This is a genomic window from Pseudorhodoplanes sp. (assembly GCF_059499825.1).
Genome location: NZ_JCABZI010000019.1, coordinates 39,892 through 66,317 on the forward strand (window position 1 = coordinate 39,892; position 26,426 = coordinate 66,317).

The 26,426-nt window shown below is 65.0% G+C and carries 21 protein-coding genes; 12 read left to right on the top strand and 9 right to left on the bottom strand.

The window, feature by feature from the left end; all coding sequences use genetic code 11:
• Positions 1–154 precede the first annotated feature (154 nt).
• Together AC5I5I_RS23015 and hspQ are read left to right on the top strand one after the other, a co-directional pair.
• Positions 155–1,198, top strand: coding sequence for an HpcH/HpaI aldolase/citrate lyase family protein (locus tag AC5I5I_RS23015; protein WP_495976994.1), 1,044 nt, complete (start codon positions 155–157; stop codon positions 1,196–1,198).
• Positions 1,199–1,291: 93 nt separating this feature from the next.
• Complete coding sequence (gene hspQ / locus AC5I5I_RS23020) at positions 1,292–1,630, top strand: heat shock protein HspQ (RefSeq protein WP_495976996.1); 339 nt, start codon at positions 1,292–1,294, stop codon at positions 1,628–1,630.
• Between the two features lie 71 nt (positions 1,631–1,701).
• Here the strand turns inward: hspQ and AC5I5I_RS23025 are convergent, their stop codons facing one another.
• Both AC5I5I_RS23025 and AC5I5I_RS23030 read right to left on the bottom strand, forming a co-directional pair.
• Entirely contained in the window at positions 1,702–2,400 is a 699-nt protein-coding gene (locus AC5I5I_RS23025) for an invasion associated locus B family protein (protein WP_495976998.1), read from the bottom strand.
• Between the two features lie 208 nt (positions 2,401–2,608).
• Positions 2,609–3,349, bottom strand: a complete 741-nt coding sequence (locus AC5I5I_RS23030; protein WP_495977000.1) for an invasion associated locus B family protein — start codon at positions 3,347–3,349, stop codon at positions 2,609–2,611.
• Between AC5I5I_RS23030 and AC5I5I_RS23035 the strand changes: the two genes are divergently transcribed.
• The 5 genes from AC5I5I_RS23035 (at position 3,348) to AC5I5I_RS23055 (ending at position 8,980) form a co-directional block, all read left to right on the top strand.
• Entirely contained in the window at positions 3,348–3,554 is a 207-nt protein-coding gene (locus AC5I5I_RS23035) for a hypothetical protein (RefSeq protein WP_495977002.1), read from the top strand. The two genes, AC5I5I_RS23030 and AC5I5I_RS23035, sit on opposite strands and share 2 nt — an antisense overlap.
• Positions 3,555–3,650: 96 nt before the next feature.
• Positions 3,651–5,423: an extracellular solute-binding protein gene (locus AC5I5I_RS23040; RefSeq protein ID WP_495977004.1), complete on the top strand. Its 1,773-nt coding sequence runs from the start codon at positions 3,651–3,653 to the stop codon at positions 5,421–5,423.
• Between the two features lie 2 nt (positions 5,424–5,425).
• Positions 5,426–6,922, top strand: coding sequence for an AMP-binding protein (locus tag AC5I5I_RS23045; RefSeq protein ID WP_495977005.1), 1,497 nt, complete (start codon positions 5,426–5,428; stop codon positions 6,920–6,922).
• A 76-nt stretch (positions 6,923–6,998) separates the two neighbouring features.
• Positions 6,999–8,249 carry a GGDEF domain-containing protein gene (locus AC5I5I_RS23050; protein WP_495977007.1) on the top strand — a complete coding sequence of 417 codons (1,251 nt, stop codon included), beginning with the start codon at positions 6,999–7,001 and terminating at the stop codon, positions 8,247–8,249.
• 56 nt (positions 8,250–8,305) lie between these two features.
• On the top strand, positions 8,306–8,980 hold the full coding sequence (locus tag AC5I5I_RS23055) for a DsbA family oxidoreductase (RefSeq protein ID WP_495977009.1): 675 nt from the start codon (positions 8,306–8,308) through the stop codon (positions 8,978–8,980).
• On the opposite strand, the gene mfd is transcribed toward AC5I5I_RS23055, so the two are convergent.
• Both mfd and AC5I5I_RS23065 read right to left on the bottom strand, forming a co-directional pair.
• A complete protein-coding gene (mfd, locus tag AC5I5I_RS23060) occupies positions 8,977–12,486 on the bottom strand; it encodes a transcription-repair coupling factor (protein ID WP_495977010.1) in 3,510 nt (1,169 codons plus the stop codon). The genes AC5I5I_RS23055 and mfd overlap by 4 nt on opposite strands.
• The gene (locus AC5I5I_RS23065; protein WP_495977012.1) at positions 12,486–12,776 is read right to left on the bottom strand and encodes an FAD assembly factor SdhE; all 291 of its coding nucleotides are present in this window, start codon (positions 12,774–12,776) and stop codon (positions 12,486–12,488) included. The genes mfd and AC5I5I_RS23065 overlap by 1 nt, the downstream gene beginning before the upstream one ends.
• Positions 12,777–12,927: 151 nt before the next feature.
• On the opposite strand from AC5I5I_RS23065, the gene recG reads away from it, so the two are divergent.
• Positions 12,928–15,027, top strand: coding sequence for an ATP-dependent DNA helicase RecG (gene recG / locus AC5I5I_RS23070; protein WP_495977014.1), 2,100 nt, complete (start codon positions 12,928–12,930; stop codon positions 15,025–15,027).
• Here recG and AC5I5I_RS23075 read toward each other — a convergent pair whose 3' ends face one another.
• From AC5I5I_RS23075 to glmU, 4 genes are all read right to left on the bottom strand, one after another.
• Positions 15,028–15,393, bottom strand: coding sequence for a DUF805 domain-containing protein (locus AC5I5I_RS23075; protein ID WP_495977016.1), 366 nt, complete (start codon positions 15,391–15,393; stop codon positions 15,028–15,030). It lies immediately after the preceding gene.
• A gap of 35 nt (positions 15,394–15,428) precedes the next feature.
• Positions 15,429–16,193 carry a DUF502 domain-containing protein gene (locus AC5I5I_RS23080; protein ID WP_495977018.1) on the bottom strand — a complete coding sequence of 255 codons (765 nt, stop codon included), beginning with the start codon at positions 16,191–16,193 and terminating at the stop codon, positions 15,429–15,431.
• A 72-nt stretch (positions 16,194–16,265) separates the two neighbouring features.
• Positions 16,266–18,092 carry a glutamine--fructose-6-phosphate transaminase (isomerizing) gene (gene glmS, locus AC5I5I_RS23085; RefSeq protein ID WP_495977020.1) on the bottom strand — a complete coding sequence of 609 codons (1,827 nt, stop codon included), beginning with the start codon at positions 18,090–18,092 and terminating at the stop codon, positions 16,266–16,268.
• Between the two features lie 127 nt (positions 18,093–18,219).
• Positions 18,220–19,575, bottom strand: coding sequence for a bifunctional UDP-N-acetylglucosamine diphosphorylase/glucosamine-1-phosphate N-acetyltransferase GlmU (gene glmU, locus AC5I5I_RS23090; RefSeq protein WP_495977022.1), 1,356 nt, complete (start codon positions 19,573–19,575; stop codon positions 18,220–18,222).
• A gap of 207 nt (positions 19,576–19,782) precedes the next feature.
• Here glmU and AC5I5I_RS23095 point away from each other — a divergent pair, with 207 nt between their 5' ends.
• Both AC5I5I_RS23095 and AC5I5I_RS23100 read left to right on the top strand, forming a co-directional pair.
• Complete coding sequence (locus AC5I5I_RS23095) at positions 19,783–20,628, top strand: hypothetical protein (protein WP_495977024.1); 846 nt, start codon at positions 19,783–19,785, stop codon at positions 20,626–20,628.
• A gap of 50 nt (positions 20,629–20,678) precedes the next feature.
• Positions 20,679–21,071 (top strand): hypothetical protein, encoded by a 393-nt coding sequence (locus AC5I5I_RS23100; protein ID WP_495977026.1) that lies wholly within the window; start codon positions 20,679–20,681, stop codon positions 21,069–21,071.
• On the opposite strand, the gene AC5I5I_RS23105 is transcribed toward AC5I5I_RS23100, so the two are convergent.
• The gene (locus tag AC5I5I_RS23105; RefSeq protein ID WP_495977028.1) at positions 21,028–22,653 is read right to left on the bottom strand and encodes a glycoside hydrolase family 17 protein; all 1,626 of its coding nucleotides are present in this window, start codon (positions 22,651–22,653) and stop codon (positions 21,028–21,030) included. The genes AC5I5I_RS23100 and AC5I5I_RS23105 overlap by 44 nt on opposite strands.
• Before the next feature lie 227 nt (positions 22,654–22,880).
• Here AC5I5I_RS23105 and AC5I5I_RS23110 point away from each other — a divergent pair, with 227 nt between their 5' ends.
• On the top strand, positions 22,881–23,348 hold the full coding sequence (locus AC5I5I_RS23110) for a beta-1-3, beta-1-6-glucan biosynthesis protein (protein WP_495977030.1): 468 nt from the start codon (positions 22,881–22,883) through the stop codon (positions 23,346–23,348).
• 163 nt (positions 23,349–23,511) lie between these two features.
• Positions 23,512–26,361, top strand: coding sequence for a glycosyltransferase (locus AC5I5I_RS23115; RefSeq protein ID WP_495977032.1), 2,850 nt, complete (start codon positions 23,512–23,514; stop codon positions 26,359–26,361).
• Positions 26,362–26,426: the final 65 nt, after the last annotated feature.

Genomic DNA, 26,426 nt, shown 5'->3' on the forward strand with positions numbered 1-26,426 from the left:
ACACGCCAGAGCCACGTTCTGGCGCAAGCCGACAAGACCTGCGGGCAGCCGATCCTGCCGCATTTCGTGGCAGGCAGTCTCAATGGCGGGTCCGCATCGCGCAAGCACAAAAGTACGGCTTGGCGTCGCAGTTGCGGTGCACTAATCGTTGCTCATGAAGCTACCACGCAACTTCTTCAAGCCATTGGCTACGGGCGCCCCTGCCCCGATGCGCGAATTGCCGGTCCGGCTGGAGCGCATGATCCATTTCGTGCCGCCGCATATCGAAAAGGTCACGGCCAAGGTCCCGCAGCTCGCGCGCGAGGTCGACGTGGTGCTCGGCAATCTCGAGGACGCGATCCCGGCCGACGCCAAGAAGGCCGCGCGCGACGGCTTCATCGCCATGGCAAAAGCCACCGACTTCGGCGCGACCGGTCTGTGGACCCGCATCAACGCGCTCAATTCGCCCTGGGTGCTGGACGACATCACCGAACTGGTCGCCGCCATCGGCAACAAGCTCGATGTCATCATGCTGCCGAAGGTCGATGGCGTCTGGGATATCCATTATCTCGATCAGCTGCTGGCGCAGCTCGAGGCGCGGCATGAGGTGAAGAAGCCGATCCTCATTCACGCCATCCTCGAAACTGCCGAAGGCGTCATGAATGTCGAGGCGATTGCCGCCGCCTCCCCGCGCATGCAGGGCATCAGCCTCGGGCCCGCCGACCTTGCCGCGTCTCGCGCGATGAAGACCACCCGTGTCGGCGGCGGTCATCCCGAATACAAGGTACTGGCGGACCCGCTGCCCGGCGGCGGTTCGCGCGCGGTCTTCCAGCAGGACCTCTGGCACTACACCCTCGGCAAGATGGTCGATGCCTGCGCCGCTGCCGGCATCAAGCCGTTCTATGGGCCGTTCGGAGACTTTTCGGATCAGGAAGCGTGCGAGGTCCAGTTCCGCGACGCCTTCCTGATGGGATGCGCCGGAGCGTGGTCGCTGCACCCGACCCAGGTCGCGATTGCCAAGCGCGTGTTCTCGCCGGACCCGGACGAAGTGGCCTTCGCGAGGAAGATTCTGGACGCCATGCCGGACGGCACCGGCGCGGTCATGATCGACGGCAAGATGCAGGACGACGCGACCTGGAAACAGGCCAAGGTGGTGGTCGATCTGGCGAAACTGGTCGCGGCCAAGGACCCGGATCTGGCGGCGCGCTATGGCCTATAAGGCCGAGAGCCGCGCAGGCTCCGGACTTGCGAAAGCCTCTTATCTCGCCCCCGGAGGGATGACGCGCGCGGCTGCGCTACCTATTATTGTGTCATGAGCAGAACAGAGCCGCGCACGGCGAAATTCCATATCGGGCAGGTGGTGAAGCACCGCATTTTTTCATTCCGCGGTGTGATCTTCGATATCGATCCGACCTTCAGCAACACCGAGGAATGGTGGCTGTCGATCCCGGCCGAGGTGCGTCCTTCCAAGGACCAGCCCTTCTACCACCTGTTCGCCGAAAACGGTGAAACCGAATACGTCGCCTATGTGTCGGAGCAGAACCTGCAGGCCGACCATTCGGCCGAACCGATCCGTCATCCGCAGGTGCGGGAGATGTTCGTGAAGGACGGACGCGGCGCCTATCGGCCGCGCGATCTCATCGTGAACTAGGCCGGCACGACATCATCGGCCGGCGCATGAACACGGCGCTCTGGTTCAGCGTGAACCTGAGCGGCAGCCTATCACTTCTTTTGCTGCTGCATTTGCTCGCCGCGCTTGCGCAGTTGTTCCTGAAGCTTCTTGTTTTGCGCCTCGAGGTCCTTCGGATCGGTTGCCGGGCCATCATAGGCCTTGGCGAACCCCTCCAGCGGCAGCGCCAGCGTGAATACGGATTGCTGCATGTTGTAGGCCTGCACGTACAGATTCTGGCCCTTCTTGAGCTTGGTCACCAGGTCGGCGTTGGCTTCCGCCTGCGCCATGCAGCCGCCGCCCGAGCAGACAACGATCGGGAGCACCATCGCGCCCTGCTCGTCATTGTCGACCAGCACGCGGGTGCCGCGCGGCAGGAGAACGCCCATTGGCAGCATGATCTGCAAGATCTTGCGTGCATCGCCGTCGATTTCCATCAGCACCGCGCCGACCATCGGCGTTCCGGAATCCAGACGTCCGTCGTTGCCGATGCGGCACAGGGTCTTGCCGCCGGCCTGGGGATCCGTGCTGCAGAGCTTGGCCCAGTTCGAATAGACCAGCGGCGGGATCTCAGGCGCCGGCGGCGGCGCGGGCTCCGCCTGCTGGGCCTGACTTTTCGGGGCAGCCTTGGGTGCCTTTTGCTGCGCCGCGGTTTCCGCCAGCGAACTCAGCACGAGCACGCCAGCCAGTATGGAAGCCGGAGCGATCCGGGTGAACCGATGCGTCCATAACGATGAAAAGACATGGGTCATGGGTCGTTTTTCCTCGATCTGCGGGGCGCGGCCGGAGAATCATACCGGTAACGTGCCGCCTCCATCGCAGCGGAAGCGTGACTCCACTGCCCTTCGCCCTGGCCCGTCCATTCCAGACCGGGCGCCGAAATAAAAAGGGCGCGCCGTGCGACGCGCCCTACCATAGCAACCTGCGCCGGCGAAGCGGCGCATTGTCGCCTGCCCGACGCTATTTGGGCTTGCCGCCTTCCAGCTTCTGCCGCTGATCGTTGGCGCGCTTCTGCAATTCGTCCTGCAACTGCTTGTTTTTCTCTTCGAGCTGCTTCGGATCGGTCGGCGGCCCGTCATAGGCCTTGGCGAAATCGCCGAGCGGCAGCGCCAGCGTCATCACGCTTTGCGCCATGTTGTAGGCCTGAACGTATAGATTCTGGCCCTTCTTGAGCTTCTGCACGAGGTCGCCGGTGACTTCCAGATGCGCGATACAGCCGCCATTGGCGCAGGTGAGGAACGTCCCGATGATCGCCGACGGCTCGTCGCGATCGACAACGACCCGGGTGCCCTTGGGCAGATAAACGCCCGGCGGCAGCATGATCTGGAGGACCTTCTTTCCCTCGCCTTCCATCTCCATCAGAATCGCGGCCACCACCGGCATGCCCGATTCAAGCCGGCCGTCCTTGCCGGTCTGACAGATCTGCTTGGATCCCTGTTCAGGCCCCTTGCCGCAGATCTTGGTCCAGTTCGAATAAATCAGCGGCGGCATGGCCTGCTCTTGCTGGCCACCGGCTGCAGGCGCTGCCGGAGCGGCCGGCGCTGCGCCACCCTTTTGCTGGCCCTTGGGGGCGGCCTTTTGCGCGGGGGCCTGCGCCGAAGCTGGGGCGTAGCCGGCGGCCGAAAAAACCGCGATCGCAGCAACGAGTGTGAGCATCCGGGCGACCGGCCGGGCCGGTGCGGACGCAGACCAATACGTCATGATCCTACTTGTCCTCATTATTCGCCGCGTGCAGCAGCGGTGGGCCCTATGGCGGCCAAGCCGCTGTCTCAATGCCAAAAAAGGCGACAGCGTGACGCCGGGCATCGGCCTGATACCCGAAAACGCCCTCACAATAAAGCTTGAAGGCAAAAATGCCGATATGAGGCGCAACACCGCAGCGATCGCGGCCCCGTTCCATATATGACTGGGCAACGTTGAACGAATCGGATCGCCCGCTTTGAGACCGACGCTCCCGTCCCGTCCCCGCAGCGGCTTATGGCCGATCGCCGCTTTTGTTTTGATGCTCGCGGTCCGGCTGATGGACCCGGCCGCAGCGTCGGCCGCCGGCGCGCAGCATGCGATCGCCATGCATGGCGAACCGAAGATGCCGGCGGGATTCTCGGCAATGCCGTACGTCAATCCCGATGCGCCGAAGGGCGGTCGGCTGACACTCGGCGTGCAGGGCACCTTCGACACCGTCAACCCGCTGGTGGTCAGGGGGCTGCCGCTTCCCAATATCCGCGGTTACGTCATCGAGGGCCTGATGGCACGCGGCTATGACGAGCCGTTTACGCTTTACGGCCTGCTCGCCGAGAGCGTGGAGACCGACGACGAACGAAACTTCGTCACCTTCAATCTCAATCCCCGCGCCCGCTTTTCCGACGGCAAGCCGGTGACGCCGGAGGACGTGGTGTTCACGTGGCAATTGCTGCGCGACAAGGGCCGGCCCAATCACCGCACCTATTATGCGAAGGTCGCCAGGGCGGAGATCACCGGTCCGCATTCGGTGCGTTTCGACCTGGCTGGCAACAACGACCGCGAATTGCCACTGATCCTCGGCCTGATGCCGGTCCTGCCGAAACACGCAATCGACCCCGCGCATTTCGAAGAGACCACCTTCACGCCGCTTGTTTCCAGCGGTCCCTACATCGTCAAGTCGGTCGATCCCGGACGCAGCGCCACCTTCGTGCGCAACCCGGATTATTGGGGCGCGGACCTGCCGATCAATCGCGGCCTGTGGAATTTCGACGAGATCAAATTCGATTTCTATCGCGACGAGAACGCCTTGTTCGAGGCGTTCAAGAAAGGGCTTTATGACCTTCGCGTGGAGAGCGACGTCACCCGCTGGCAGACCGGCTACGACACGCCTGCCTTCAAGGCCGGCCGCTATGTGAAGGAAACCTTCCGCAACGGCACACCGGTCGGCATGAGCGGGCTCGTCTTCAACACCCGGCGTCCGATCTTTGCCGATATCCGGGTGCGGGAAGCGCTGGCCTCGCTGTTCGACTTCGAATGGGTCAACAAGAATTTCTTCTTCGGCCTGCAGAAGCGGACCGCGAGTTATTTCGAAGGGTCGAACCTGTCGTCGATCGGGCGGCCGGCGGATGAACGCGAACGCGCCTGGCTGGCGGCTTTTCCGGGCGCCGTCCGCGAGGACGTGCTCGATGGACGCTATCTGCCCTCCGTAACCGACGGCTCGGGCCGGGACCGCGAGGTGCTCAAGAAGGCGCTCGCGCTGCTTTCCGCGGCCGGATACGAACTGGAAGGGACGGTTCTGCGCCACCGCGAGACCCACGAGCCGCTGACTTTCGAAATCCTGGTGAGCACCCGCGACCATGAGCGAATCGCACTCGCCTATGCCCGCGACCTCAAGCGGATTGGGATCGCGGCAACCGTCAGGAGCGTGGACGCCGTACAATTCGACCGGCGCCGACTCACCTATGACTACGATATGATGCCGTATCGCTGGGATCAGTCGCTTTCGCCCGGCAACGAACAAAGCTTCTATTGGGGATCCGCGTCCGCCGACGTTGACGGGACGCGCAACTACATGGGCGCCAGGAGCAAGGCTATCGATGCCATGATCGCGCAACTCCTGATCGCGCGCGACCGCGACACCTTCGAATCCGCCGTCCGCGCGCTCGACCGGGTATTGATCTCCGGTTTCTATGTCGTGCCGCTGTTCCACCTGCCCGATCAATGGGTGGCACGCTGGACTCGTGTGGACCATCCCAAGGTGACGCCGCTGTTTGGCTTCCTGCCGGAATCCTGGTGGCACAAGCCTGGCCCGTAACCATGCCCATGACCGTTCCCGCGAATGCAGTCCCTTCGCTCGACGCGATCCTCAAGGCGCAGGCCGTCCGCAATCCCGACGGAATGGCGCTGGTCGATCCGCCGGACATCGCATCCGTGACCGGCGACGCCCCTCGCCGCTTCACCTACGCGCAGGCAGAGCGTGCGGTCGCCGCCATCGCCGCGCGACTGCACGAGATCGGGCTTGCACCCGGCACGGTCGTCGGCCTGCAGATGCCCAACACTGCGGCCAGCATCGTGACGCTGCTCGCGATCATGCGCGCCGGCATGATTGCCGCGCCGCTGCCGCTGTTGTGGCGGCGCAGCGATTGCGTCGCGGGTTTGTCGGAATCCGGTGCGCGCGCCATCGTCACCTGCGGCCATGTGGCAGGCTTCGATCACGGCGGGCTTGCACTCGAGGTTGCGGCCGAACTCTTTCCGATCCGCGCAGTGTGTGGATTTGGCTGCGCCGCCGCCGACGGCATCGTCCCGCTCGACGATCTGCTGGCGTCCGCCGACGAGCATCCAGACGCGGTGCTGTTTCAGGATAGCGCTGGCGCGCCGTTCGCGCTGATCACATTCGATACCACTTCCGGCGGCGTCGTTCCGGTTGCGCGCAATACGACGCAATTGCTGACCGCCGGGCGCCTCGTTCGTCAACGCGCGGAGATCGGACCTGATGCCGTAATCCTGTCGACATTGCCGGCGACATCCTGTGCCGGGATATCTGCCGCCCTCGTGCCGTGGCTTTTGAGCGGCGGTACACTCGTCCTGCATCATCCGATCGATCCGGTCACGCTGCGGCAACAGATCGAACGCGAGCATTGCAATGCGCTTGTTGTGCCGGATGCAATGCTGTCCGCGCTGTGCGCCTGCGACTGGCTCGAGCCCGCCGGAATCCATGGCGTGATCTCGGTCTGGCGCGCGCCCGAGCGGTTTGCCGCCGCGGCACAATGGACGAATCTCGATGTCACGCTCGTCGATGTTGCCGCGTTCGGCGAATCTGCCTTGCTTGCCGCACGCCGTTCTCCCGGCGGGCGGACTCTGCCCTGGCCGACCGGTCCATTGTCGATTGCACCCGGCGGGCCGGATTGCGCGGACGTCACGCTGCTGCCAAATGGCACCCTCGGCATTCAGGGCGCGCTCGCCGCAGCTCCGTTCGATCCATATGGTTCCGAGACGGTTACCGCGACCGCCGGAAACAGCGGTTACGTCGATACCGGTTATTCTTGCCGTTTGATTGCCGAGGAGCAGTCACTGGTCGTGACCGCAGCGCCCGCGGGGCTCGTTGCGGTCGGCGGCTACCGCTTCGCCATCAACGATTTGCAATTGATGGTGCGCGGAATCGACAGCAATAGCGTCGTCGCCGCACTTCCGCATGCCTTGTCCGGTCACCGGCTGGCCGGACATGCCGCCGATCCGGCGGCGATGCGCGACATGCTTCAAACGATGGGCATGAACCCGTTGCTGTCGGCAGCGTTCCGGGATCGCGCTGCATGACAATTTGCGGCCTTGCGTTGACCACGCATTAATGGCGGGCACGCTAGCGTCTGCGCCTCATCACAGGGACGCAGACATGTCGTTGCAAGGACCGGTCGTCGTTATCGCCGAACGCAGTTCGCCGGATCTGATCGCAGCCTTATCCGAGGCCGGCGCCTTTCCGGTGATCGAAGCGTCGTGCGCGCAGGCGCGCGCCGCGATCGAGGCCACCGATCCGTCCGCAATCGTTCTGGCTGACGGTCACGCCGCGAGCGATCCCGCGCTGGGCGAAAGCCTGACGCGCAGCATCACGCGCCGCACGCCAATCGTGCCGGTTGTCGCCTGCGCCGCCGGCGACAATGCGCTGCCCTATCGCGAAGCGCTTGCGATGCCGGCGGACGCAACACCGCAGGCAATTGCCGCGCGGCTGCTGTCGGTCCTGCGGGTGCGCGCGCTGCATGCGAGCGTGCTGCGCCGCGCCGAAGCCGCGCGGTCGGCAGGGCAACCGATACCGCGCACCGCCGTCAACGATCCGCTCGAGGACGCGACCGTCATTCTCGCCGGCCGGGGACGCTGCTATCCGCATCTGTCGGTCGCGCTCGGAGAGCGAACCGGGGTGATCGGCGTGCTGACCATCGAGGCTGCCGCGCGCTATCTGAAATCGCGCGATGCCGACGGACTCGTCATCGGCGACGGATTTTATCCGCACAATGTCGATGCGCTGCTGACCGTGATCGCCGAGGATTCGCGCTTCCGCGATCTTCCGGTCGGACTGATCGGGCGGCCGAGCAACATCGATACGCGGCGCCTGCCGCATCTCATTTCGGCGAACGAACCCGGCTGTCTGGTATCGCGGATCCTTCCGCTGGTCCGGCTGCATGCCTTCGAGGCCCGGCTCCGCCGCGCGCTCGATGCCTTCGTCAAGGACGGCGTCATCGATCCGCTGACCGGATTGATGAACGAGCCCGCCTTCATGGCCGAACTCGACCGCGTCATTCGCGATGCCAGCCGCCGCTCCAGCGGCTTGTCGGTGGCGCGCCTGACATTCGATCCGGATACCGACCCGCGCGCCCTGAACGACGCGGCGCGGCTGATTTCCAAGCTGGTGCGCGGTGCCGACTTCGCCTGCCGGGACCGCGACGGATCGATCCTGGTGACGTTCGCCGATACCGCGCCGCGACAGGCCCAGACCGTGGCCAAGCGTCTGGTCAGCGTGTTGCGCAACACGATGCTGCAGGCGGGACGACGGCGTCCGGTGGCGCCCGAGATTGCGCTGACGGCGTGGCAATCCACCGACACGCCGGAAACCCTGCTGGCGCGGATCACCGCCGCCGCGGTTGCGGCTTAGTCGCGGGCGGCCTACATCACCCGGACAGGCTTTTCGCAAAAAAGGCAGGTCCGCGCATGACCGATCCCGCAGCGACTGATCCCATCCGCGTCGATGTCGTCTCCGACGTCGTGTGCCCGTGGTGCTTCATCGGCAAGAAGCGGCTCGAACAGGCGATCGCGCTCAATCCGGATATTCCGGTCGAGGTTCACTACCATCCTTACTTCCTCAATGACTGGATTCCGGCCGAAGGCATTTCCCGCGAACAATATCTGACCACGAAATTCGGTTCGCCCGAGCGCTACAAGGAGATCGCCACCCGCGTCTCCGCCGCCGCAGCGCAGGATGGACTGGTCTATGCCATCGACAAGCTGAGCCGGCAGCCGAACACCACGGACAGTCACCGCCTCATTCACTGGGCCGAGCAGATCGGCAAGGCGCCACAGATGAAGCAGCGGCTGATGGAGTTGTATTTCTCTGAAGGCGCCGACCTGTCCGACAAGGCGGTGCTGGCGAAGGCCGCCGCCGATGTCGGGCTCGACGAGATCGAGACCGCGAAGAAGCTTGCGTCGGACGACGATCTCGCCATCGTCTCACAGCGCGTGGAGCAAGCGAAGTCGGCTGGCATCCAGGGCGTGCCGTTCTTCATCTTCGACAACGCCATGGCGGTTTCGGGCGCGCAGGCGCCGGAGCAGCTTGCCAGCGTGATCCGAAAGGCTGCGGACGAGCGGAAGCAGAAGGCGGCTGGCTAAGCCGCCTTCTTGCCCTCGGCGATCTTCACCAGGTTGCGCAGGATCTTCGTCGTGCCAAGCAGGCGCTGCACCGGCTTCGGCCAATCGTCGAGGAAAACGACCTTCTGGTCCGGCCGCACCTTCGCGATCGGCGCCTGACCCGCGATATAGCGCATCAGGCCCTCCGGATTGGCGAAGCTGTTGTCGCGGAATTGCAGCACCGCGCCCTTCTGGCCGGTATCGATGCGCTCGACATTGGCGCGCTTCGACAGAAGCTTGATCACCACGATCTGCAACAGATGCTTGACCTCTTCCGGCAGCGGGCCGAAGCGGTCGACCAGTTCGGCGGCGAAGCTTTCGATCTCCTGCTCGTTCTCGACCGTCGCGATGCGGCGATAAAGTCCGAGCCGCACCGACAGGTCAGCAACGTAATCTTCGGGAATGAGCACGGGCGTGCCGACCGTGATCTGCGGCGACCATTGATCCGCCATCGGCTCGGTGATGCCGGCCTTCAGCGCGGTGACGGCCTCTTCCAGCATCTGTTGATACAATTCGAACCCGACTTCCTTGATGTGACCGGATTGCTCTTCGCCCAGAAGATTCCCGGCGCCGCGGATGTCGAGATCGTGCGACGCAAGCTGGAAGCCGGCGCCGAGCGTATCCAGCGACTGCAGGACCTTCAGACGACGCTCGGCCTGCGCGGTGATGCGCTTCTCCGCCGGCAGCGTGAACAGCGAATAGGCGCGGATCTTCGAACGCCCTACCCGGCCGCGCAACTGATAGAGCTGCGCCAGCCCGAACCGATCGGCCCGGTGCACGATCAGCGTATTGGCGGTCGGGATGTCGAGGCCGGATTCGACGATGGTGGTGGAGATCAGCACGTCGAATTTGCCGTCATAGAAAGCCGACATGATGTCTTCCAACACCGTCGGCGGCATCTGGCCATGCGCCACCGCCACCTTCACCTCCGGCACGGTCTTGTCGAAGAATTCCTTGGCCCCGGCGAGATCCTCAATGCGCGGGCAGACATAGAACGATTGCCCGCCGCGATAGCGCTCACGCAGGATCGCCTCGCGCACAACAATTGGGTCAAACGGCGAGACGAAGGTGCGCACTGCCAGCCGATCCACCGGCGGCGATGCAATCAGGGAAAGGTCGCGCACGCCGGTCAGGGCAAGCTGCAACGTACGCGGGATCGGGGTCGCAGTCAGCGTCAGCATGTGGACTTCGGCGCGCAGCGTCTTCAGCTTCTCTTTGTGCGCGACGCCGAAATGCTGTTCCTCGTCGACGATCACCAACGCCAGATCGTTGAACTTCACGTTCTTGCCAAGCAGCGCATGGGTGCCGACGACGATGTCGAGCGTGCCGTCCGCCAGCGCCTTGCGGGTCGCCGACAGGTCGGCGGACGAGACCAGCCGTGACGCCTGCCCGATCTTGACCGGGAAACCGTGAAAGCGCTCGGTGAAGGTCTTGTAATGCTGCCGCGCGAGCAACGTGGTGGGCACCACGACGGCCACCTGCTTGCCGCTCATCGCCGCGACGAACGCGGCCCGCAAAGCCACTTCGGTCTTGCCGAAGCCGACATCGCCGCAGACCAGCCGGTCCATCGGCCGGCCGGACGCGAGATCCTCCAAAGCGGCATCGATCGCGGCCTGCTGATCCTCTGTTTCCTCGTACGGAAAGCCGGCGCAGAATTCGTCGTACATCCCCGGCGGCACGGTGAGCTTTTGCGCCTCGCGCAATTTGCGCTCGGCCGCGATCTTCATCAGTTCATGCGCAATCTCGCGGATCCGGTTCTTCATCCGCGCCTTGCGCGTCTGCCAGCCGGTACCGCCGAGGCGGTCGAGCTCGACCTCGAGGTCTTCCGACCCGTAGCGCGACAACAGTTCGATATTTTCGACCGGGAGATACAGCTTGTCGCCGCCCGCATAATGCAGTTCGAGGCAATCATGCGGCGCGCCCGCCGCCTCGATGGTCGAAAGGCCGATGAAGCGGCCGATGCCGTGATCGACATGGACCACCAGATCGCCGGCCGACAGGCTGGTCGCCTCGGCAATGAAGTTCTCGGCCTTCTTCGATGCACGGCGCGGCCGCACCAGCCGGTCGCCCAGAATATCCTGCTCGCCGATAATCGCGGCCTGCGTCGTCTCGAAGCCGGATTCGAGCCCGAGGACCGCAAGCGCGACCTCGGTCACCGGGCGCGCCAGCGCCTCCTGCCACGAGCCGACATTGACCAGATTGGCGAGACCGTGATCGCGCAGCACATGGCTCATGCGGTCGCGCGCGCCGTCACTCCAGAGCGCGATCACAACCTGCTTGCGGTCGCGCTGTAACGCGGCGACATGTTTGACCACGGCATCGAACACGTTCGCATCGGCTTCAGCGCGTTCGGCGCTGAAGTTATGTCCCTGTTTGGTGCCGATATCGACGACGGACGCGCCCTCGCTGTCCGGCACGGCGAACGGCGTCATCCGCGCAAGCCTCAGGCGCGCAAGCTGACCGCGCCATTCTTCCTCGCTGAAATACAGTCGCTCCGGCGGCAGCGGCTTGTACGGCACGCCGCCCGCGCCATCCGGAACGGTCTTGCGTGCGTCGTAATAGTCCACGATCTGGGTGATGCGCTCATGCGCGACATCATCGCCCAGCGGTTCGAGGACGACCGGCGTGCGGTCGAGATAGTCGAACAGCGTATCCATGTGATCGTGGAACAGCGGCAGCCAATGCTCCATGCCGGGATAGCGGCGGCCTTCGCTCACCGCCTCATAGAGCAGGTCGTCGCGGGTGGCGGCGCCGAACGCCGCCATATAGCCGAGCCGGAACTTGCGGATCGTCTCCGACGTGAGCTGGAATTCCGACACCGGCACGAGATCGAGCGCGCGCAGATCGTACTGCGTCCGCTGCGTCTCCGGATCGAAGGCGCGGATGGTTTCGATCTGGTCGCCGAAAAAGTCGAGCCGCACCGGCTCGCCCATGCCCGGCGCATACAGGTCGAGGATGCCGCCGCGGACCGCGTAGTCGCCCGGCTCGCGCACCGTCGAGGCGCGGGTATAGCCGTTCAGTTCCAGCCAGCTCGCAACCCGCTCCATCGGCAGCACGTTGCCGGGTGCAGCCGACAGCGACTGGCCCATCACCATCGTGCGCGGCGGAACGCGCTGCAGGATCGCGTTGACCGTGGTCAGCACCACCGCAGGCTTGTCGCGGGCCTCGACATTGGCGAGCCGCGACAGCGTGGTCATGCGCTGCGCCAGCACGCCGGCATGCGGCGACACCCGGTCGTAAGGCAGACAGTCCCAGGCAGGAAATTCCAGCCGCTCGATCTCCGGCGCGAAAAAAGCGAGCCCGCGGGCCAGTGCGGCGAGACGCTGTCCGTCGCGGCACACAACCAGCAGGCTGACGGCGGGAGCATCGCGACCGGCCGCGACCGCGCGGGCCAGGTCCGCGATCACCAGGCCTTCGGCGCCATCGGCGACGCCCGACAGGGTCACCGGCTTGCCGGATTTCATCAGTTCGGCAGGCGAATGGATCATCAGCGGTCGCCGGTATTGTGAAAACGAATGATCCGGTCGAGCAGATCGGAGCGCTGCTCGTCGGGAATGGTGGCCTCTCCGGTCACCCAGACGTAGAGATCGTGGTCGGGCACGTTGTCGAGCAGCCTTTCATAGGTATCCAGATCGGCATCGGACAGATCGGCGATATGGGCATCGGCGAAACGGCCAAGCACCAGATCGGTTTCCCGGATCCCGCGATGCCAGGACCGGAACAGCAGCCGCCGCTGCCGCTCGTTCAACCCTTCGCTCGATCGTGTCGATCCGGTCATGCCAAAACCTGAAAACGCCAAAAGCCCGGACGGGCCGGGCGGGCGTATATAAGCGCGATCCCGAAAAGTGGAAACCGGTTTCGGAACGATCGCGCGTCCGAAAAAAGCCGATGTAGCGGCTCTGTCCGCCCGGCTGTGATACTGCTCTGCCATGCGGCCGACCCTGCTCGATCCACTCTTCGCCGGCATCACGGCGCTTCCGGGCATCGGCCCGAAGCTGGAAAAGCTGTATCGGCGCCTGCTCGGCCGCGATGACGAACCGCGAATCGTCGACCTCCTGTTCCATCTGCCCGGCAGCGCGATCGACCGGCGTGCGCGCCCCAAGCTGCGAGAGGTCGAGCCCGGCGCGGTGGTGACCGTGAAGGTCACGGTCGACCGCCACCGTCCCGCTCCGCCAGGCCGCGACCGCGCTCCGCATCTGATCTATGCCAGCGACGAGACCGGCGACCTGGTCATCACCTATTTCCGCGCCCGCAAGGAATATCTGGAGAAGCTCTTTCCGGTAGGCGAAACCCGATACGTCTCCGGCACCACCGCGTTCTATGACGGCATGCTGCAGATGGTGCATCCGGATCGCGTGGTCGACGAGAAAGGTCTCGCCGCCTTGCCGATGATCGAGCCGGTCTATCCGCTCACCGAGGGCATTACCGCGAACATGATCGTGAAGGCCATGGATGCGGCACTTGCAAAGGTGCCGGAGCTGCCGGAATGGCAGGAGCCGGCCTTTCAGGACAAGAACGGTTTCCCGGCCTTCGGTCCCGCGCTCCGCACCCTGCACAGGCCGCACGAGCTGGACGACCTCGCGCCCGATGGTCCGGCGCGCATGCGGCTGGCCTATGACGAGCTTCTGGCAAGCCAGCTCGCACTCGGTCTGATGCGCGCGCATAACCGCAAGCGCGCGGGCCGCGCGCATGCCGGCGACGGCCACCTGCGCCGCGCGATCATCGCAGCCCTCCCCTACTCGCTGACACTGTCGCAAGCGCGCGCCCTCGATGCGATCGTCGCCGACCTCGGCAAGCCGGAACGGATGGTGCGGCTGCTGCAGGGCGATGTCGGCTCCGGCAAGACCGTGGTCGCATTGCTCGCCGCCGCCGCCGTGATCGAAACCGGACGGCAGGCGGCGCTGATGGCGCCGACCGAAATCCTGGCGCGCCAGCATTTCAACACCATCGCCCCGCTCGCCGAGGCGTTGGGCATCCGCGCCGCGATCCTGACCGGGCGCGAACGCGGCAAGGACCGGAGCGAACTCATCGCCAGACTTGCGGCGGGCGATATCCACGTCCTGGTCGGCACCCATGCTCTGTTCCAGGACGACGTGGCGTTCCGCGATCTGGCCTTGGCGATCGTCGACGAGCAGCACCGGTTCGGCGTGCATCAGCGGCTTGCGCTGGTGAACAAGGGCGAAGCGGTCGACATGCTGGTCACCACCGCAACACCGATCCCCCGCACGCTGGTGCTGACCTATTTCGGTGACATGGACATTTCGGAATTGCGCGAGAAGCCGGCCGGTCGCCAGCCGATCGATACCCGCACCATTCCGCTCGACCGGCTGGCGGAGGTGACCGATGCTGTCGGCCGCGCGCTCACGGAGGGGCAGCGGGTCTACTGGGTCTGTCCGCTGGTGGAGGAATCGGAGAGCAGCGATCTCGCCGCCGCCGAAGACCGCTTCAAGACGTTGGGCAAGCGCTTCGGCAAGGCGGTCGATCTCGTACACGGCCAGATGCGCGGCTCGGAGAAGGACGAGGCCATGCGGCGCTTCTCCATCGGCGAGACGCAATTGCTGGTCTCGACTACGGTGATCGAGGTTGGCGTCGACGTGCCGGAGGCGACCGTGATGGTGATCGAGCACGCCGAACGCTTCGGCCTCGCGCAGCTTCATCAATTACGTGGCCGCATCGGCCGCGGCCATGGCAAGTCGACCTGCCTGCTCCTGTATCGCGCGCCGCTCGGCGAGACCGCCAAGGCGCGTCTTGCGATCATGCGCGAAACCGAGGACGGCTTCCGCATCGCCGAGGAGGACCTGAAACTGCGCGGTGAAGGCGATGTCCTCGGCACCAGACAAAGCGGCATGCCGGCCTTTCGCATCGCCTCGGCCGAGGTGCACGGGCATCTGCTGCCGGTCGCACGCGACGATGCGCGGCTGATCCTCAATCGCGATGCCGCGCTCGCAAGCGAGCGCGGCAAGGCATTGCGGGTGCTGCTCTATCTGTTCGAGCGCGACGACGCGATCCGGCTCATCGACGCGGGATGATCACTCGCCCAGCGGATTGGGTCCGAACCGATTGGGTCCCGACGTCCCGCGCGAAGCGAACCACACGATCAGCACGATCGTACCGATCAGCACGATGAAATGCAGCAGCTGCCACCAGCCGGAGCGATCGATGTCGTGCAACCGGCGCGCGCCGACCGCAAGACTGGGAATAAGGGTCGCAAGACTGAACAGCGAATTGATCGGCGACCAGCCCTCGGCGCCTAAGATCGCCGTATCGATTCCAGCCGTGATCAATCCCCCAACAAACGTGAACAACACCCAGTACCAGAAAGCCGAACGCTGGGCGCGCCCGTTGAAGTTCGCGTAGTTTTGAAATCCGGATGTAATTGCTTCAGTGAAGTTCATCGCCCCGTCTCCCCGTTGATGAAAACACGCACGCCCTACACGCTAGGCTCCTTCGCCTTGTCGTCGCGCGCGGTCTGCGCGATTCGCGCAGCGGCGGCCATGGCCGCGACTCCGTTTCCAGTGGCGCTTGCCGCACCAGGCTGGATCATGCCGGCCGACATGATCAGGGTCGCCGCCTGTTCGACGGGAATCTCAAGTTCGATGATATCCTTCCGCGGGACGTAGAAGTAGAAGCCGGTTGTCGGGTTGGGTGTGCAGGGCAGGAATACCGAGATATGGTCGTCGCCTCCCGGCAGGCGGCCGGCGACCTCCTCGCTCGGTGGCTGAGAGATGAAAACCAGCGACCACATTCCGGGCGCGGGAAATTCCACCAGTCCCACTTTCCGGAAGCTCGTTCCCGATTTCGAGAACAGCATCTGGAAGACCTGCTTCACCGTCTTGTAGATCGGACGCACGATGGGCATACGGTCGATCAGGTGATCGCCGAGCTGAACCAGCGTGCGGCCGACCAGGTTCGCGGTCAGGAATCCGAGCAGCGTCAGGGCGATCAGCGCGATGACCAGCCCGGAGCCCGGGATTTTCCACGGCAGGTAGGTCTCGGGCCGATACAATTCCGGGATCAGCGGACGTACGGCGTCGTCGACCCAGGTGACGAAAGCCGAGATCAGCCAGGCGGTGATCGCAAGCGGTCCGGCGACCACGAGCCCGGTCAGAAAATAGTTGCGCAGCCGCGCGCCGATGCCCTGCGGCGGCAGGTCGGTTTCTACAATGTCCGGAGGGGGTGGGCTCTGTTCGGTCATGCGGCTTCGCGGCGGCTCCAGCGGACCGCTTTATAGCCTGTTCGCCGGGATTTGCGACGGAACCGAGGCGGATTATTCGACCGTCACCGATTTCGCAAGGTTGCGCGGCTGGTCGATGTCGGTCCCGAGCGCCACTGCCGCATAATAGGCCAGCAGTTGCACCGGCAGCGCGTAGACCAGCGGCGTGACCGAGTTCGGCATATCCGGCAGGGTGATCGTTGTCACCCCCGGCATGGCCGCCTCGGCCGCCCCCCTCGCGTCGGTCAACAGGATGATCCGTCCGCCGCGGGCCGCCACCTCCTGCATGTTGGAGACGGTCTTTTCGAACACGCTGTCATACGGCGCGGTCACGATCACCGGCATGGTCTCGTCGATCAGCGCAATCGGTCCATGCTTGAGTTCGCCGGCCGCATAGCCTTCGGCGTGGATATAGGAGATTTCCTTCAGCTTGAGCGCGCCTTCGAGCGCCAGCGGATAGCTGGTGCCGCGCCCGAGATAGAGTACATCGCGGCTCTTGCTGAGATCGCGCGCCAGCAATTCGATTTCACCTTCGAGCTTCAACGTCTCGTTCATCTGCCGCGGCACCTCGATCAGCGCCCGCACCAGCTTGCGCTCTTCGCTCTCGCTGAGCACACCGCGCGCGCGCCCCGCTGCAATGGCAAGACACGCCAGAACCGCGAGCTGGCAGGTGAAGGCCTTGGTGGAGGCGACGCCGATTTCCGGCCCCGCCAGCGTCGGCATGATGACGCTGCTTTCGCGCGCGATGGTCGACGTCTGGACGTTGACGACCGCCAGCACCGACTGCCCTTGCTCCTTGGCGTAGCGCAGCGACGCGAGCGTGTCGGCGGTCTCGCCCGACTGCGACACGACGATGGTGAGATCGCCCTTGCGCAGCGGCGCTTCCCGGTAGCGGAATTCTGACGCGACATCGATTTCGACCGGCAGGCGCGCATAGCGTTCGAACCAGTATTTTGCCACCAGCCCGGCATAATACGCGGTGCCGCAGGCCGAGATCGACACCCGGTCGAGGGTCTTGAAGTCGAACGGCAATTTACCCGGAAGCGTGACGCATTCCTTCGCCATGTCGAGATAATGCGCGAGCGTGTGCGCGACCACTTCGGGCTGTTCGTGAATCTCCTTCGCCATGAAATGGCGATGGTTGCCCTTGTCGACCAGAAACGCCGAGCCGGTGGTCTTGATGACCGGCCGCGTCACCGGTTCGCCGGCCTCGTTGAAGATCTGCACGCTGCCGCGCCGGATCACGGCCCAGTCGCCTTCCTCGAGATAGGAAATGGTGTCGGTGAAGGGGGCCAGCGCGAGCGCATCGGAGCCCAGATACATCTCCTCCGCGCCATGTCCGACCGCCAGCGGCGATCCCTTGCGCGCCCCGATCATCAGATCGTCTTCGCCCGCGAAGATGAAGGCCAGGGCAAAGGCGCCGCGCAGCCGCGGAAGCGCCGCCCGCACCGCATCGACCGGCGACTTGCCCTTCTTCATTTCTTCCGTGACGAGATGCGCCACCACTTCGGTGTCGGTCTCGGTGCCGAAACGCGCGCCCTCTTTTTCGAGTTGCTCGCGCAGCTCGCGGAAATTCTCGATGATGCCGTTATGGACCACCGCGAGGCGCTCGGTGGCATGGGGATGGGCGTTGTTTTCGGTCGGCTTGCCGTGGGTCGCCCAGCGGGTATGGCCGATGCCGGCCAGGCCTGAGAGCGGTTCGCGGCTGAGCCGGTCCTGCAGATTGCGGAGCTTGCCTTCGGCGCGCCGGCGTTCGAGATGCCCGTTCTCGACCGTGGCGATGCCGGCCGAATCGTAGCCGCGATATTCCAGCCGCTTCAGGGCGTCGACGAGCTGGCCCGCGACCGGCTCACGCCCGAGAATTCCGACAATGCCGCACATACCGTGCCGATCCCCCGCCGAGATTTGAGTCTCGATACCCCGCCGCCGTTAGAACCGCATCCGCCTGACCGCGGAAATCACAATGCGTTTCGGCCTGTAACCGGGATCGAGCGCGGCGGGAAGACGCTCAACTGCCGCCCTTCTTGCCCGCCGCCTTCAGGCTGCGCAAGCGTGACGCCCAGCCTTCCTTAATGACCTGCCGGACCCGTCCGAGCGCAAGCGAATCCCGCGGCACCGACTCGGTAATGACCGAACCCGAACCGATATAGGCGCCGTCGCCGATGCTGACCGGCGCGACAAGAGAGGAATTCGAGCCGACAAAAGCGCCCTTGCCGACGTCGGTCCGGTGCTTTCCGGCGCCGTCGTAGTTACAAAAGATGGTGCCCGCACCGATATTGGCGCCCTCGCCCACGCGCGCGTCGCCGATATAGGCGAGGTGGTTGGCCTTGGCGCCGTCTGCGAACTCCGCCTGCTTCACCTCGACGAAATTGCCGATCTTCGCGCCCTTGCCGATGCGCGCACCGGGACGAAGGCGCGCGAACGGACCGATCAGGGCGCCCTCGCCGATATGGGCCTCGGTCAAATGCGAGAACGAATGAATCACCGCGTTCGCCTCCACCGTCACGCCGGGACCGAACACGACATAGGGCTCGATCGTCACATCGCGTCCGAGCACGGTGTCGGCCGACAGAAAGACGGTCTCGGGCGCGATCATCGTCACGCCGGCATCGAGCGCCGCCTGTCGTAGCCGCTGCTGCAACACCGCTTCGGTCTCGGCGAGCTGCGCCTTCGTGTTAATGCCTCTCACATCGTCCTCCTCGACTTCGACGGCGACCGCCCGAAGGCCCGCCTCATTCGCGAGCGCGACCGCGTCGGTCAGGTAGAATTCCTTTTTGGCATTGGCATTGCCGATGCGATCGAGCAGACCGAGCGCCTGTCGGCCATCGAGCGCCATCAGGCCACCATTGCACAGGCCGATTGCGCGTTCGGCCTCGCTCGCATCGTTGTGCTCGCGGATCGCGACGAGCTTGCCGCCCTGAACGATGAGACGGCCGTAGCCGGTTGGATCGGCCGGCGTGAATCCCGCAACCGCAACCGCCGCGCCGGCGGAGAGCGCGGCGCGAAGCTTCATCAGCGTTTCCGGCCGCACCAGAGGCGTATCGGCAAACACCACGAGGATGTCATCGAAGCCACGCTCCAGCGCGACCCGCGCCGCCAGAACCGCATGCGCGGTGCCAAGCCGCTCCAATTGACGTGCAATCGATGCATTTGGAGAGACTCGCGCAGCTTCCTTTGCCACCGCGTCATGGTCCGGCCCGACCACCACGACGCAATCGGCGGCGCCGGCACGAGCGACCGCGCGCAGCACATGCGCCAGCAGCGGCTCGTTCCCGATCGGGTGCAACACCTTGGGCAGCGACGATCGCATGCGCGTGCCCTCGCCCGCCGCAAGCACCACCGCCAGACATGTTCGTTCCGCCATCGCGATCCCCGTTTCAGGTCCGCGTCATAGCCCGGCGGGGTCTCGCGGAAAAGCCGCCGTCCCGGCGCGGCGCTCGTTCCGGGACCGGCGTCCGGCAAGGTTCCCACTGGGCAGGCGCCGCATGTTCTCACACCTGGGCCGGATTGTGCCGGGCAGCCAGGAACACTGGCGGGCCAGCAACGGCCGCTCCTGCTACAGTTTCTCCAAATGATTCGCAGCGAACCAAGACTGTCCGGCACCGTCCGTACGCCTGCGGCCCCCCCGGAGGCACGCGATGACACCGGATTTGGGCCGCTGTTTCACCTCAGCCTTTGGGGTGGAGCGGCAGCGGCCTGCCTGCTGCTGGTGGCGTTCGCCACACGGACCGAGTCCGGTCATGTTCGCATGCTGTCGGCCTATACCGCGTTGACCGGAGCGTCGGCAGAGGAGAAGCGGCAGGCTGCAGCGCGCCAGCGGGAGCTGGACGATGCCCGGCGTATGACCGCAATGATCCGTAACCTCACCGAGGACCGGGATCGGCTGCTGGCGCGCATGACCGTTCTCGAGCGCAATTACGAAGACGTAACCGGCTCGATCGGCAAACTCGCCAATGCCGCCAGCACTGCCAGGCCGCCCGAAGCGGAAGCCGCAGCCGTGGCCGCAGTTCCGAACGAGCCGGGCGCGATGCCGGTCGCCAGCGCTCCGGCTACCACGCCGGCACCAGCCCCGGCCGCGGCGCCAGTCCCAGCGCCTGCGCCTGCCCCCGCCGCGCTGGAGCAGCCGGGCGCGGTCTCGACCAAATCGCAATTCGGAATCGATATCGGAGGCGCACCGACACTCGCCGGGCTGCGGAGCGCGTGGGACCGCGCCAGCCGCAACCACGCCGTGCTGCTGGACGGCTTGCGGCCGCTGATCGCCGTGCGTGACGGCCGCGCCGGACAGGTCGAGTTGCGGCTGGTGGTCGGACCGATCGGCAACGCCGCCGCAGCCGCCAGACTTTGCGCGGCATTGGCCGGCGCGGGGCTGTCGTGCCAGCCGACCATGTTCGAGGGGCAGCGTCTGGCGTTGCGCTAGCTGCTGCGCACCAGGTTGTCCGGCAGCGGCCGGTTGGGCATAGTCTGGACATGACCGCCCGCACGCTCTTCGCCCCGACCGCGCGCCAGACCAGCTGGCTGATCGCGCTTGGCCTGATCTCGCTCGGCTATGCGCTTTATCTACGTTATCTCGCCATCGAGACGTCAAGCGTCGGACTCGCCTGTCAGGCCGGGTCCCAGACCTGGCTGTGCGCCACCCGCCAATTGGTGATGACCCTGTTCAATCATTCGGTGTTCGGCTGGGTCGCGCTGGGCGCCGCGATCGTCAACCTGTTGCGGCCGACGCTGCCGGTTTTCGCGCTTGGCCTGGCCGCCGCCGCGTTCGGCGTCGTTCTTTATAATGTCGGTCTGGCAGCGTTGGCGGCCGCCTTGCTGATCCTCAGTTTCGCGCGGCCGCTGCGAAGCGAAACCGAACAAGACTGAGCGCCAGGAGCAGCAGCAGCAGGCACAGCCAGACCGACTGCCAGTTCGCGACACTCTCGTTGAAGAAGATATAGACCGCCGACAATGCCAGCGTGGTCGCGGCCAGACGCTCGGCAAGCCCCTGCCCCGAGGCGCCGGTGCGGGACCAGAGCGTCAGCACCGCGACCGGAACGATCGACGCGGTCAGCGGCGCGAACGGAAAGTCCTTGTAGCGCGGGTCGAACACCAGCCCCAACGCGACCTGCACCGCCATCACCGTGGTCGCGACCGCCAGCAGGCCCGCCATCCATTCGGCCCCGGACAGGGCCGGCCCCTCGCGTCTTGCCAGGACGTCGGCAAAGGATGGCAACCGTCCGTCCCGCACCAGCACGAAGGCCAGAGCCAGCGGCGTCAGAGCAGCCAAGGCGAGCAGAGCCGCGGATCGCAGCCAGCCGCCGATCCCGAGGCTCTCATAGATCGCCAGTTCGGCCGCCAAGCCGATCATGGCGCCGCCGGCCAGTGCGATGGCCGCGACCGCGACCCAGCGCGACACCGACACATCCCGGCGCCTGCCCCACAGCGCCACACCAAAGACCAGCGCCGCGAATGCGACTCCGGCCGCGGCCTGCTGTCGCCAGAGCGGATGATTGGAGACCGGCTGGCCCCATCCGAATTTCGCCTGCCGGGTGGCGTCGTCCAGCAAGCCCCAATAGCCGCCGACCGTGCCTTCGAGCCTTCGCTTCCAGGGCTGGTCGAAGGCCTCGATCACGTTGACCCGGTAGCCCTTGCGGTTGGCGACGGCGAGAACTTCCTGCAGGACCAGCGCCTGGTTGACCAGCGATGGCAACGCCCCTTCCCGCATCCGGCCCGCGCTCGGCCAGCCGGTCTCGCCGATCAGGATCTCTTTGCCGGGAAAGGCCGCCGCCATCCGCTCGCGGATCGATTCGACGTGAGCAGCCGCAGCCGTGGCCGGGATCGGGAAGTCCTCCCAGTACGGGAGGATGTGGATGGTCACGAAATCGACGGCGGAAGCGAGGTCGCGGTTGCGCAGCCAGAACTCCCAGACATCGGCATAGGTGACGGGGACGCCGGTCCGGCTCTTCACCTCGCGCAGGAAGGCGGCGACGTTGTCGGCCGACAATTCACCCCGCAGCAGCACCTCGTTGCCGACCACCACCGACTGGATCACGTCCGGGAATTCCTTGGTCAGCCGGACGATGGTCTCCACCTGCTGGCGGTTCTTGTCGGCATGGCTGGACAGCCACAGACCCTGGATGACCTTCAGACCGACTCGCCGTGCGATCTCCGGCACCTGCTCGAGCCCATGCTCGATCGAATAGGTGCGGATACAGTCAGTGAGCGACTTGAGCCGCACCAGGTCGTCCTCGATCTGCGCGGCGGCAATGTAGGTATCCGCCCGCAGCGGCGACTGATTGCCGCGGAAGGGAGCGTAGGAGAGACATTGGAGTTTGTCTCCGGCGCCGCTCGCGCTCGGCATCGCGACCGGCCGGCCGAGCCACCACCATACCAGGGCGATAAGGATCGCCACCACGACAAGGAAAATCGCCGGAAGCAGCGGCCGGGTTAACGTGCGTTCATTCATCAGGAGTCGTCGTCCGTGCTCGCCCAGATCTCGGCCCGCCCTTTCGCACGAACACCGGTGCGCGCCAAATGTCACCGCGATGCGATGTCACGTGCATGCTGGACAAAAGCTGTGAAAGGCGGAAATCTCCTTCCATCGGTGCAAGGCCGCATTGCGGACGGAATCCGATGTAAACTGCAGCTCTTAACACCCACATTGCGCTAAACGCGCCAGAGTATTCAGCCATCATGCCCCGCCCCTTGACCGTCGCGCCAGCTCTCTGCCTTGCCCTGCTCCTCGGCGCCACGCCGGCCCTCGCCCAGAACGAACAGGCCGACAAGGCGAAGCAGCAAGCCGCCGAACAGGCCAAGAAAGACGCGCAACGGCTGAACGATCTCTCGGAAGTCTCAAAACAGATGACTGGCCCGGCCGGAAATCCGGAATGCGTCTGGGTCGGCCGCCGCGTGGTTCACCGCCTGTTTCAGGACGATCTCGATACGGCCTTCCGCCACATGGACCTGTATGATCGGTTCGGCTGTCCCGGCGGACATATCCAGGCGGCCTTCCGTTGCGTGGTGATGCAGGGACCGATCGTCGATGCCAAGGCGCAGGAAAACATCCTGAACCGCGTCCATTCATGCTGGGTTAATCCTGCATCGCCTCCTGCTCCTTCCGCTGCGGCGACAACGCCTCAGACAGGAACCACAACGCAGTAGCGGCGTTTAAGGTTGGCGAAACGGCGTCTACACGTCATCAATTCGCCATGCCGCGATGCGATTGAAAATCTGGCTCACCTGAGCTATTTGACTGTCGTAGCAGGTCGCTGTTCCAGGGGACGGGACAGCATCCTTCACCCAGCCCCGTTTGGTTTCGCGTTCTATGCGCCTGGTCGCGGTGGTCGTCGCGCTCGTAACCTGCGTGCATGCGGGTTTGTGGGCTTTATCCGAAAAGCGAGTCTCAGCGCCGGACATCGATGGCCCGCTGGCCAGCGTGTCCTACGGCAAGCATCCCGAGAAGACCGTCGGGATTTCCGAGATCCGCTCCGACCTTCAAAAGCTCGCGCCACACACCCGCGCGATCCGTACCTATTCCTCGACCAAGGGCCTGGAAATGGTCCCGCAGATCGCCGCCTCGTCGGGGCTGCGCGTCACTGCGGGCGCCTGGCTTGGTGGCAGCCTCGACGCCGCCGAATGGCAGGGCAAAGGCCCGGATGCGACGAACGGTCGCCGCTACCGGGAACGGATGGCCGAACGCGCGCGGAATACCGCCGAGCTGAATGCAGTCATTGACATCGCCCGCCGGAATTCGAACCTCGACGGCCTCGTGCTCGCCAACGAAGCGATCTATCGCGGCGAGACCATCATGTTCGACAACGAGACGTTGTCGCCGGAGGAAGTCGAACTGGCGCGTGCCGCGGCCCAGGTCTCCAAGGCCGAAGAAACCCGCGTCAAGGAACGCATCAATGTCGGCCGCCTGATCAAGGCAATCCGGGACGTCAAGCGTCAGGTGTCGGTCCCGGTCACGACCGGTGAAATCTGGAGCGTATGGCGCGACCATCCCGAACTGGTCGCCGCGGTCGATTACATCGCCGTCCACATCCTGCCCTATTGGGAAGGCGCACCAGACCAGTCCGCGGTCGATGCCGCGATCGGCGGCTACCACCAGCTCCGCCAGATGTATCCCGGCAAGCGCATCGTGATCGCCGAATTCGGCTGGCCGAGCGCCGGCTACAATTTCAAGCTCGCCCAGCCGGGCTATTTCGAGCAGGCGCACATCATCCGCGATTTCGTGGCGCGGGCCAACGCCATCGGCATCGACTACAACATCATTGAGGCGCTGGATCAGCCGTGGAAGATCTCCGAAGGCAGCGTCGGCGCCTATTGGGGTCTGTTCAACAGTGCCGGCGAGCAGAAATTTGCGTGGAGCGGCACGATCACCGATCCCGAATTCCGCAAGCTCGCGCTGCTCGCCCTGCTGCTGGGCGTGCTGTTCTCGCTGCCGCTCCTGGCCATGAGCGTCACCCTGACCGAGGCCGGCGTTCTGGCGGTCGCCGCCAATGTCGTCGGCGCCTGGTTTGCCGGCGTGTTCGCGTTCTGGAACGGTCACTATTTCGTCTGGGGCGAAGTGGTGGCGCTTGGCATTGGCGTCGTGCTGCTGGTGCCGCTGGTGCTGATCGCGATGACGCGCATCGAGGAAATCGCCGCCATCGCCTTCGGCCGCAAGCCGCGCCGTCTGCTTCAGGTCATGTCGCCACCGCTGGCGCCTGAGGCGCAGGCCGATACGCCGAAGGTGTCGATCCATATCCCGGCCTACAAGGAAGAGCCGGAGATGCTGAAAGCTACGCTCGATGCCGTGGCGGGGCTGAACTATCCGAATTTCGAATGCATCGTCATCATCAACAATACGCCGGAGCCCTATTACTGGGAGCCGGTCGAAGAGCATTGCAAGACGCTGGGCGAGCGCTTCATCTTTTTGCGCGAAGACAAGGTCGAAGGCTTCAAGGCCGGTGCGCTGCGCATTGCGCTTGAGCGCACCGCGCCGGATGCGGAGATCATCGGCATCATCGACGCCGACTACGTGGTGGCGCCGGGCTGGCTCTCGGATCTCGTCCCTGCTTTCGCCGATCCGAAGGTCGGTCTGGTTCAGGCCCCGCAGGAGCATCGCGACGGCGACCGCTCCATTATGCATTACGCCATGGCCGGCGAATATTCCGGCTTCTTCGACATCGGCATGGTCGAACGCAACGAGAAGAACGCGATCGTGGTGCATGGCACGATGTGCCTGATGCGCCGCGCGGCGCTGCATGCGGCCGGCAACTGGTCGAGCGACACCATCTGCGAGGATACCGATCTCGGGCTGACCATGCTCGAACTCGGCTGGACCACGCATTACACCAACCGCCGCTACGGCTTCGGCCTGCTGCCGGACACCTTCGGCGCCTACAAGAAGCAGCGCCATCGCTGGGCGTATGGCGGCTGCCAGATCGTCAAGAAGCATTGGCGGCGTTTCCTGCCCGGCGTCTCGAGCCTGAACCGCGAGCAGAAGCACGCGTTCCTGTTCGGCTGGCTGAGCTGGATGGGCGCCGAAGCGCTCGGCGTCGTCGTCGCGCTGGCCAACCTGCTCTGGGTGCCGGTCGTGGCCTTTGCCGAAATCGGCATTCCGGCCAAGGTTCTCACCATCCCGATCCTGGCGTCCTTCGCCGTCACCATCCTGCATTTCGCCGTGCTGTACCGTCTGCGCGTCGCAATCCCGAAGAAGCAGATGCTGGGTGCGGTATTTGCCGCGATGTCGTTGCAGCTGACGGTCGCGCACGCTGTTGTCGACGGCCTGGTCAAGGATCACCTGCCGTTCAAGCGCACCGCCAAGGGCAACCGCGCCCGCAAGCCGGTTCAGTTCGACGGCTTCTGGGAGCTGGTGCTCGGCTCGCTGCTGATCATCGGCGCCATCGTGCTGGTTGCGAACAATCCGCTGCACATCACCGAAATCTACCTGTTCGCCTTCGTGCTGGTGGTGCAGAGCCTGCCGTTCTTGTCCGGCGCGATGCTGGCTGCGATCGAGGGCCGGCGGATCAACGAATTCGCGTTCTGGAACGAGCTGCAGCCGCAGATGCTGGCGGCTCTGCGCCGGCGTCCCGCGGCAATTGCGGCGCAGGCGCCGGCGATCGCCAGCGCCATCGCCGAGGTACAGGCCGCAGGTCAGGGCGAGAAGCAGCCGGAGACGGTGCAGTAAGTCAGCCTGTTGGTCCCCGCAAAGCGGGGACCAAGGATCACATCCGCGCTTTCTGGATTTCCGCT

Coding starts and splice junctions, on each gene's coding strand:
- AC5I5I_RS23015 (WP_495976994.1), top strand. CDS start 155: ATGAAGCTACCACGCAACTTCTTCAAGCCATTGGCTACGGGCGCCCCT.
- hspQ (WP_495976996.1), top strand. CDS start 1,292: ATGAGCAGAACAGAGCCGCGCACGGCGAAATTCCATATCGGGCAGGTG.
- AC5I5I_RS23025 (WP_495976998.1), bottom strand. CDS start 2,400: ATGACCCATGTCTTTTCATCGTTATGGACGCATCGGTTCACCCGGATC.
- AC5I5I_RS23035 (WP_495977002.1), top strand. CDS start 3,348: ATGATCCTACTTGTCCTCATTATTCGCCGCGTGCAGCAGCGGTGGGCC.
- AC5I5I_RS23030 (WP_495977000.1), bottom strand. CDS start 3,349: ATGACGTATTGGTCTGCGTCCGCACCGGCCCGGCCGGTCGCCCGGATG.
- AC5I5I_RS23040 (WP_495977004.1), top strand. CDS start 3,651: ATGCTCGCGGTCCGGCTGATGGACCCGGCCGCAGCGTCGGCCGCCGGC.
- AC5I5I_RS23045 (WP_495977005.1), top strand. CDS start 5,426: ATGCCCATGACCGTTCCCGCGAATGCAGTCCCTTCGCTCGACGCGATC.
- AC5I5I_RS23050 (WP_495977007.1), top strand. CDS start 6,999: ATGTCGTTGCAAGGACCGGTCGTCGTTATCGCCGAACGCAGTTCGCCG.
- AC5I5I_RS23055 (WP_495977009.1), top strand. CDS start 8,306: ATGACCGATCCCGCAGCGACTGATCCCATCCGCGTCGATGTCGTCTCC.
- mfd (WP_495977010.1), bottom strand. CDS start 12,486: ATGATCCATTCGCCTGCCGAACTGATGAAATCCGGCAAGCCGGTGACC.
- AC5I5I_RS23065 (WP_495977012.1), bottom strand. CDS start 12,776: ATGACCGGATCGACACGATCGAGCGAAGGGTTGAACGAGCGGCAGCGG.
- recG (WP_495977014.1), top strand. CDS start 12,928: ATGCGGCCGACCCTGCTCGATCCACTCTTCGCCGGCATCACGGCGCTT.
- AC5I5I_RS23075 (WP_495977016.1), bottom strand. CDS start 15,393: ATGAACTTCACTGAAGCAATTACATCCGGATTTCAAAACTACGCGAAC.
- AC5I5I_RS23080 (WP_495977018.1), bottom strand. CDS start 16,193: ATGACCGAACAGAGCCCACCCCCTCCGGACATTGTAGAAACCGACCTG.
- glmS (WP_495977020.1), bottom strand. CDS start 18,092: ATGTGCGGCATTGTCGGAATTCTCGGGCGTGAGCCGGTCGCGGGCCAG.
- glmU (WP_495977022.1), bottom strand. CDS start 19,575: ATGGCGGAACGAACATGTCTGGCGGTGGTGCTTGCGGCGGGCGAGGGC.
- AC5I5I_RS23095 (WP_495977024.1), top strand. CDS start 19,783: ATGATTCGCAGCGAACCAAGACTGTCCGGCACCGTCCGTACGCCTGCG.
- AC5I5I_RS23100 (WP_495977026.1), top strand. CDS start 20,679: ATGACCGCCCGCACGCTCTTCGCCCCGACCGCGCGCCAGACCAGCTGG.
- AC5I5I_RS23105 (WP_495977028.1), bottom strand. CDS start 22,653: ATGAATGAACGCACGTTAACCCGGCCGCTGCTTCCGGCGATTTTCCTT.
- AC5I5I_RS23110 (WP_495977030.1), top strand. CDS start 22,881: ATGCCCCGCCCCTTGACCGTCGCGCCAGCTCTCTGCCTTGCCCTGCTC.
- AC5I5I_RS23115 (WP_495977032.1), top strand. CDS start 23,512: ATGCGCCTGGTCGCGGTGGTCGTCGCGCTCGTAACCTGCGTGCATGCG.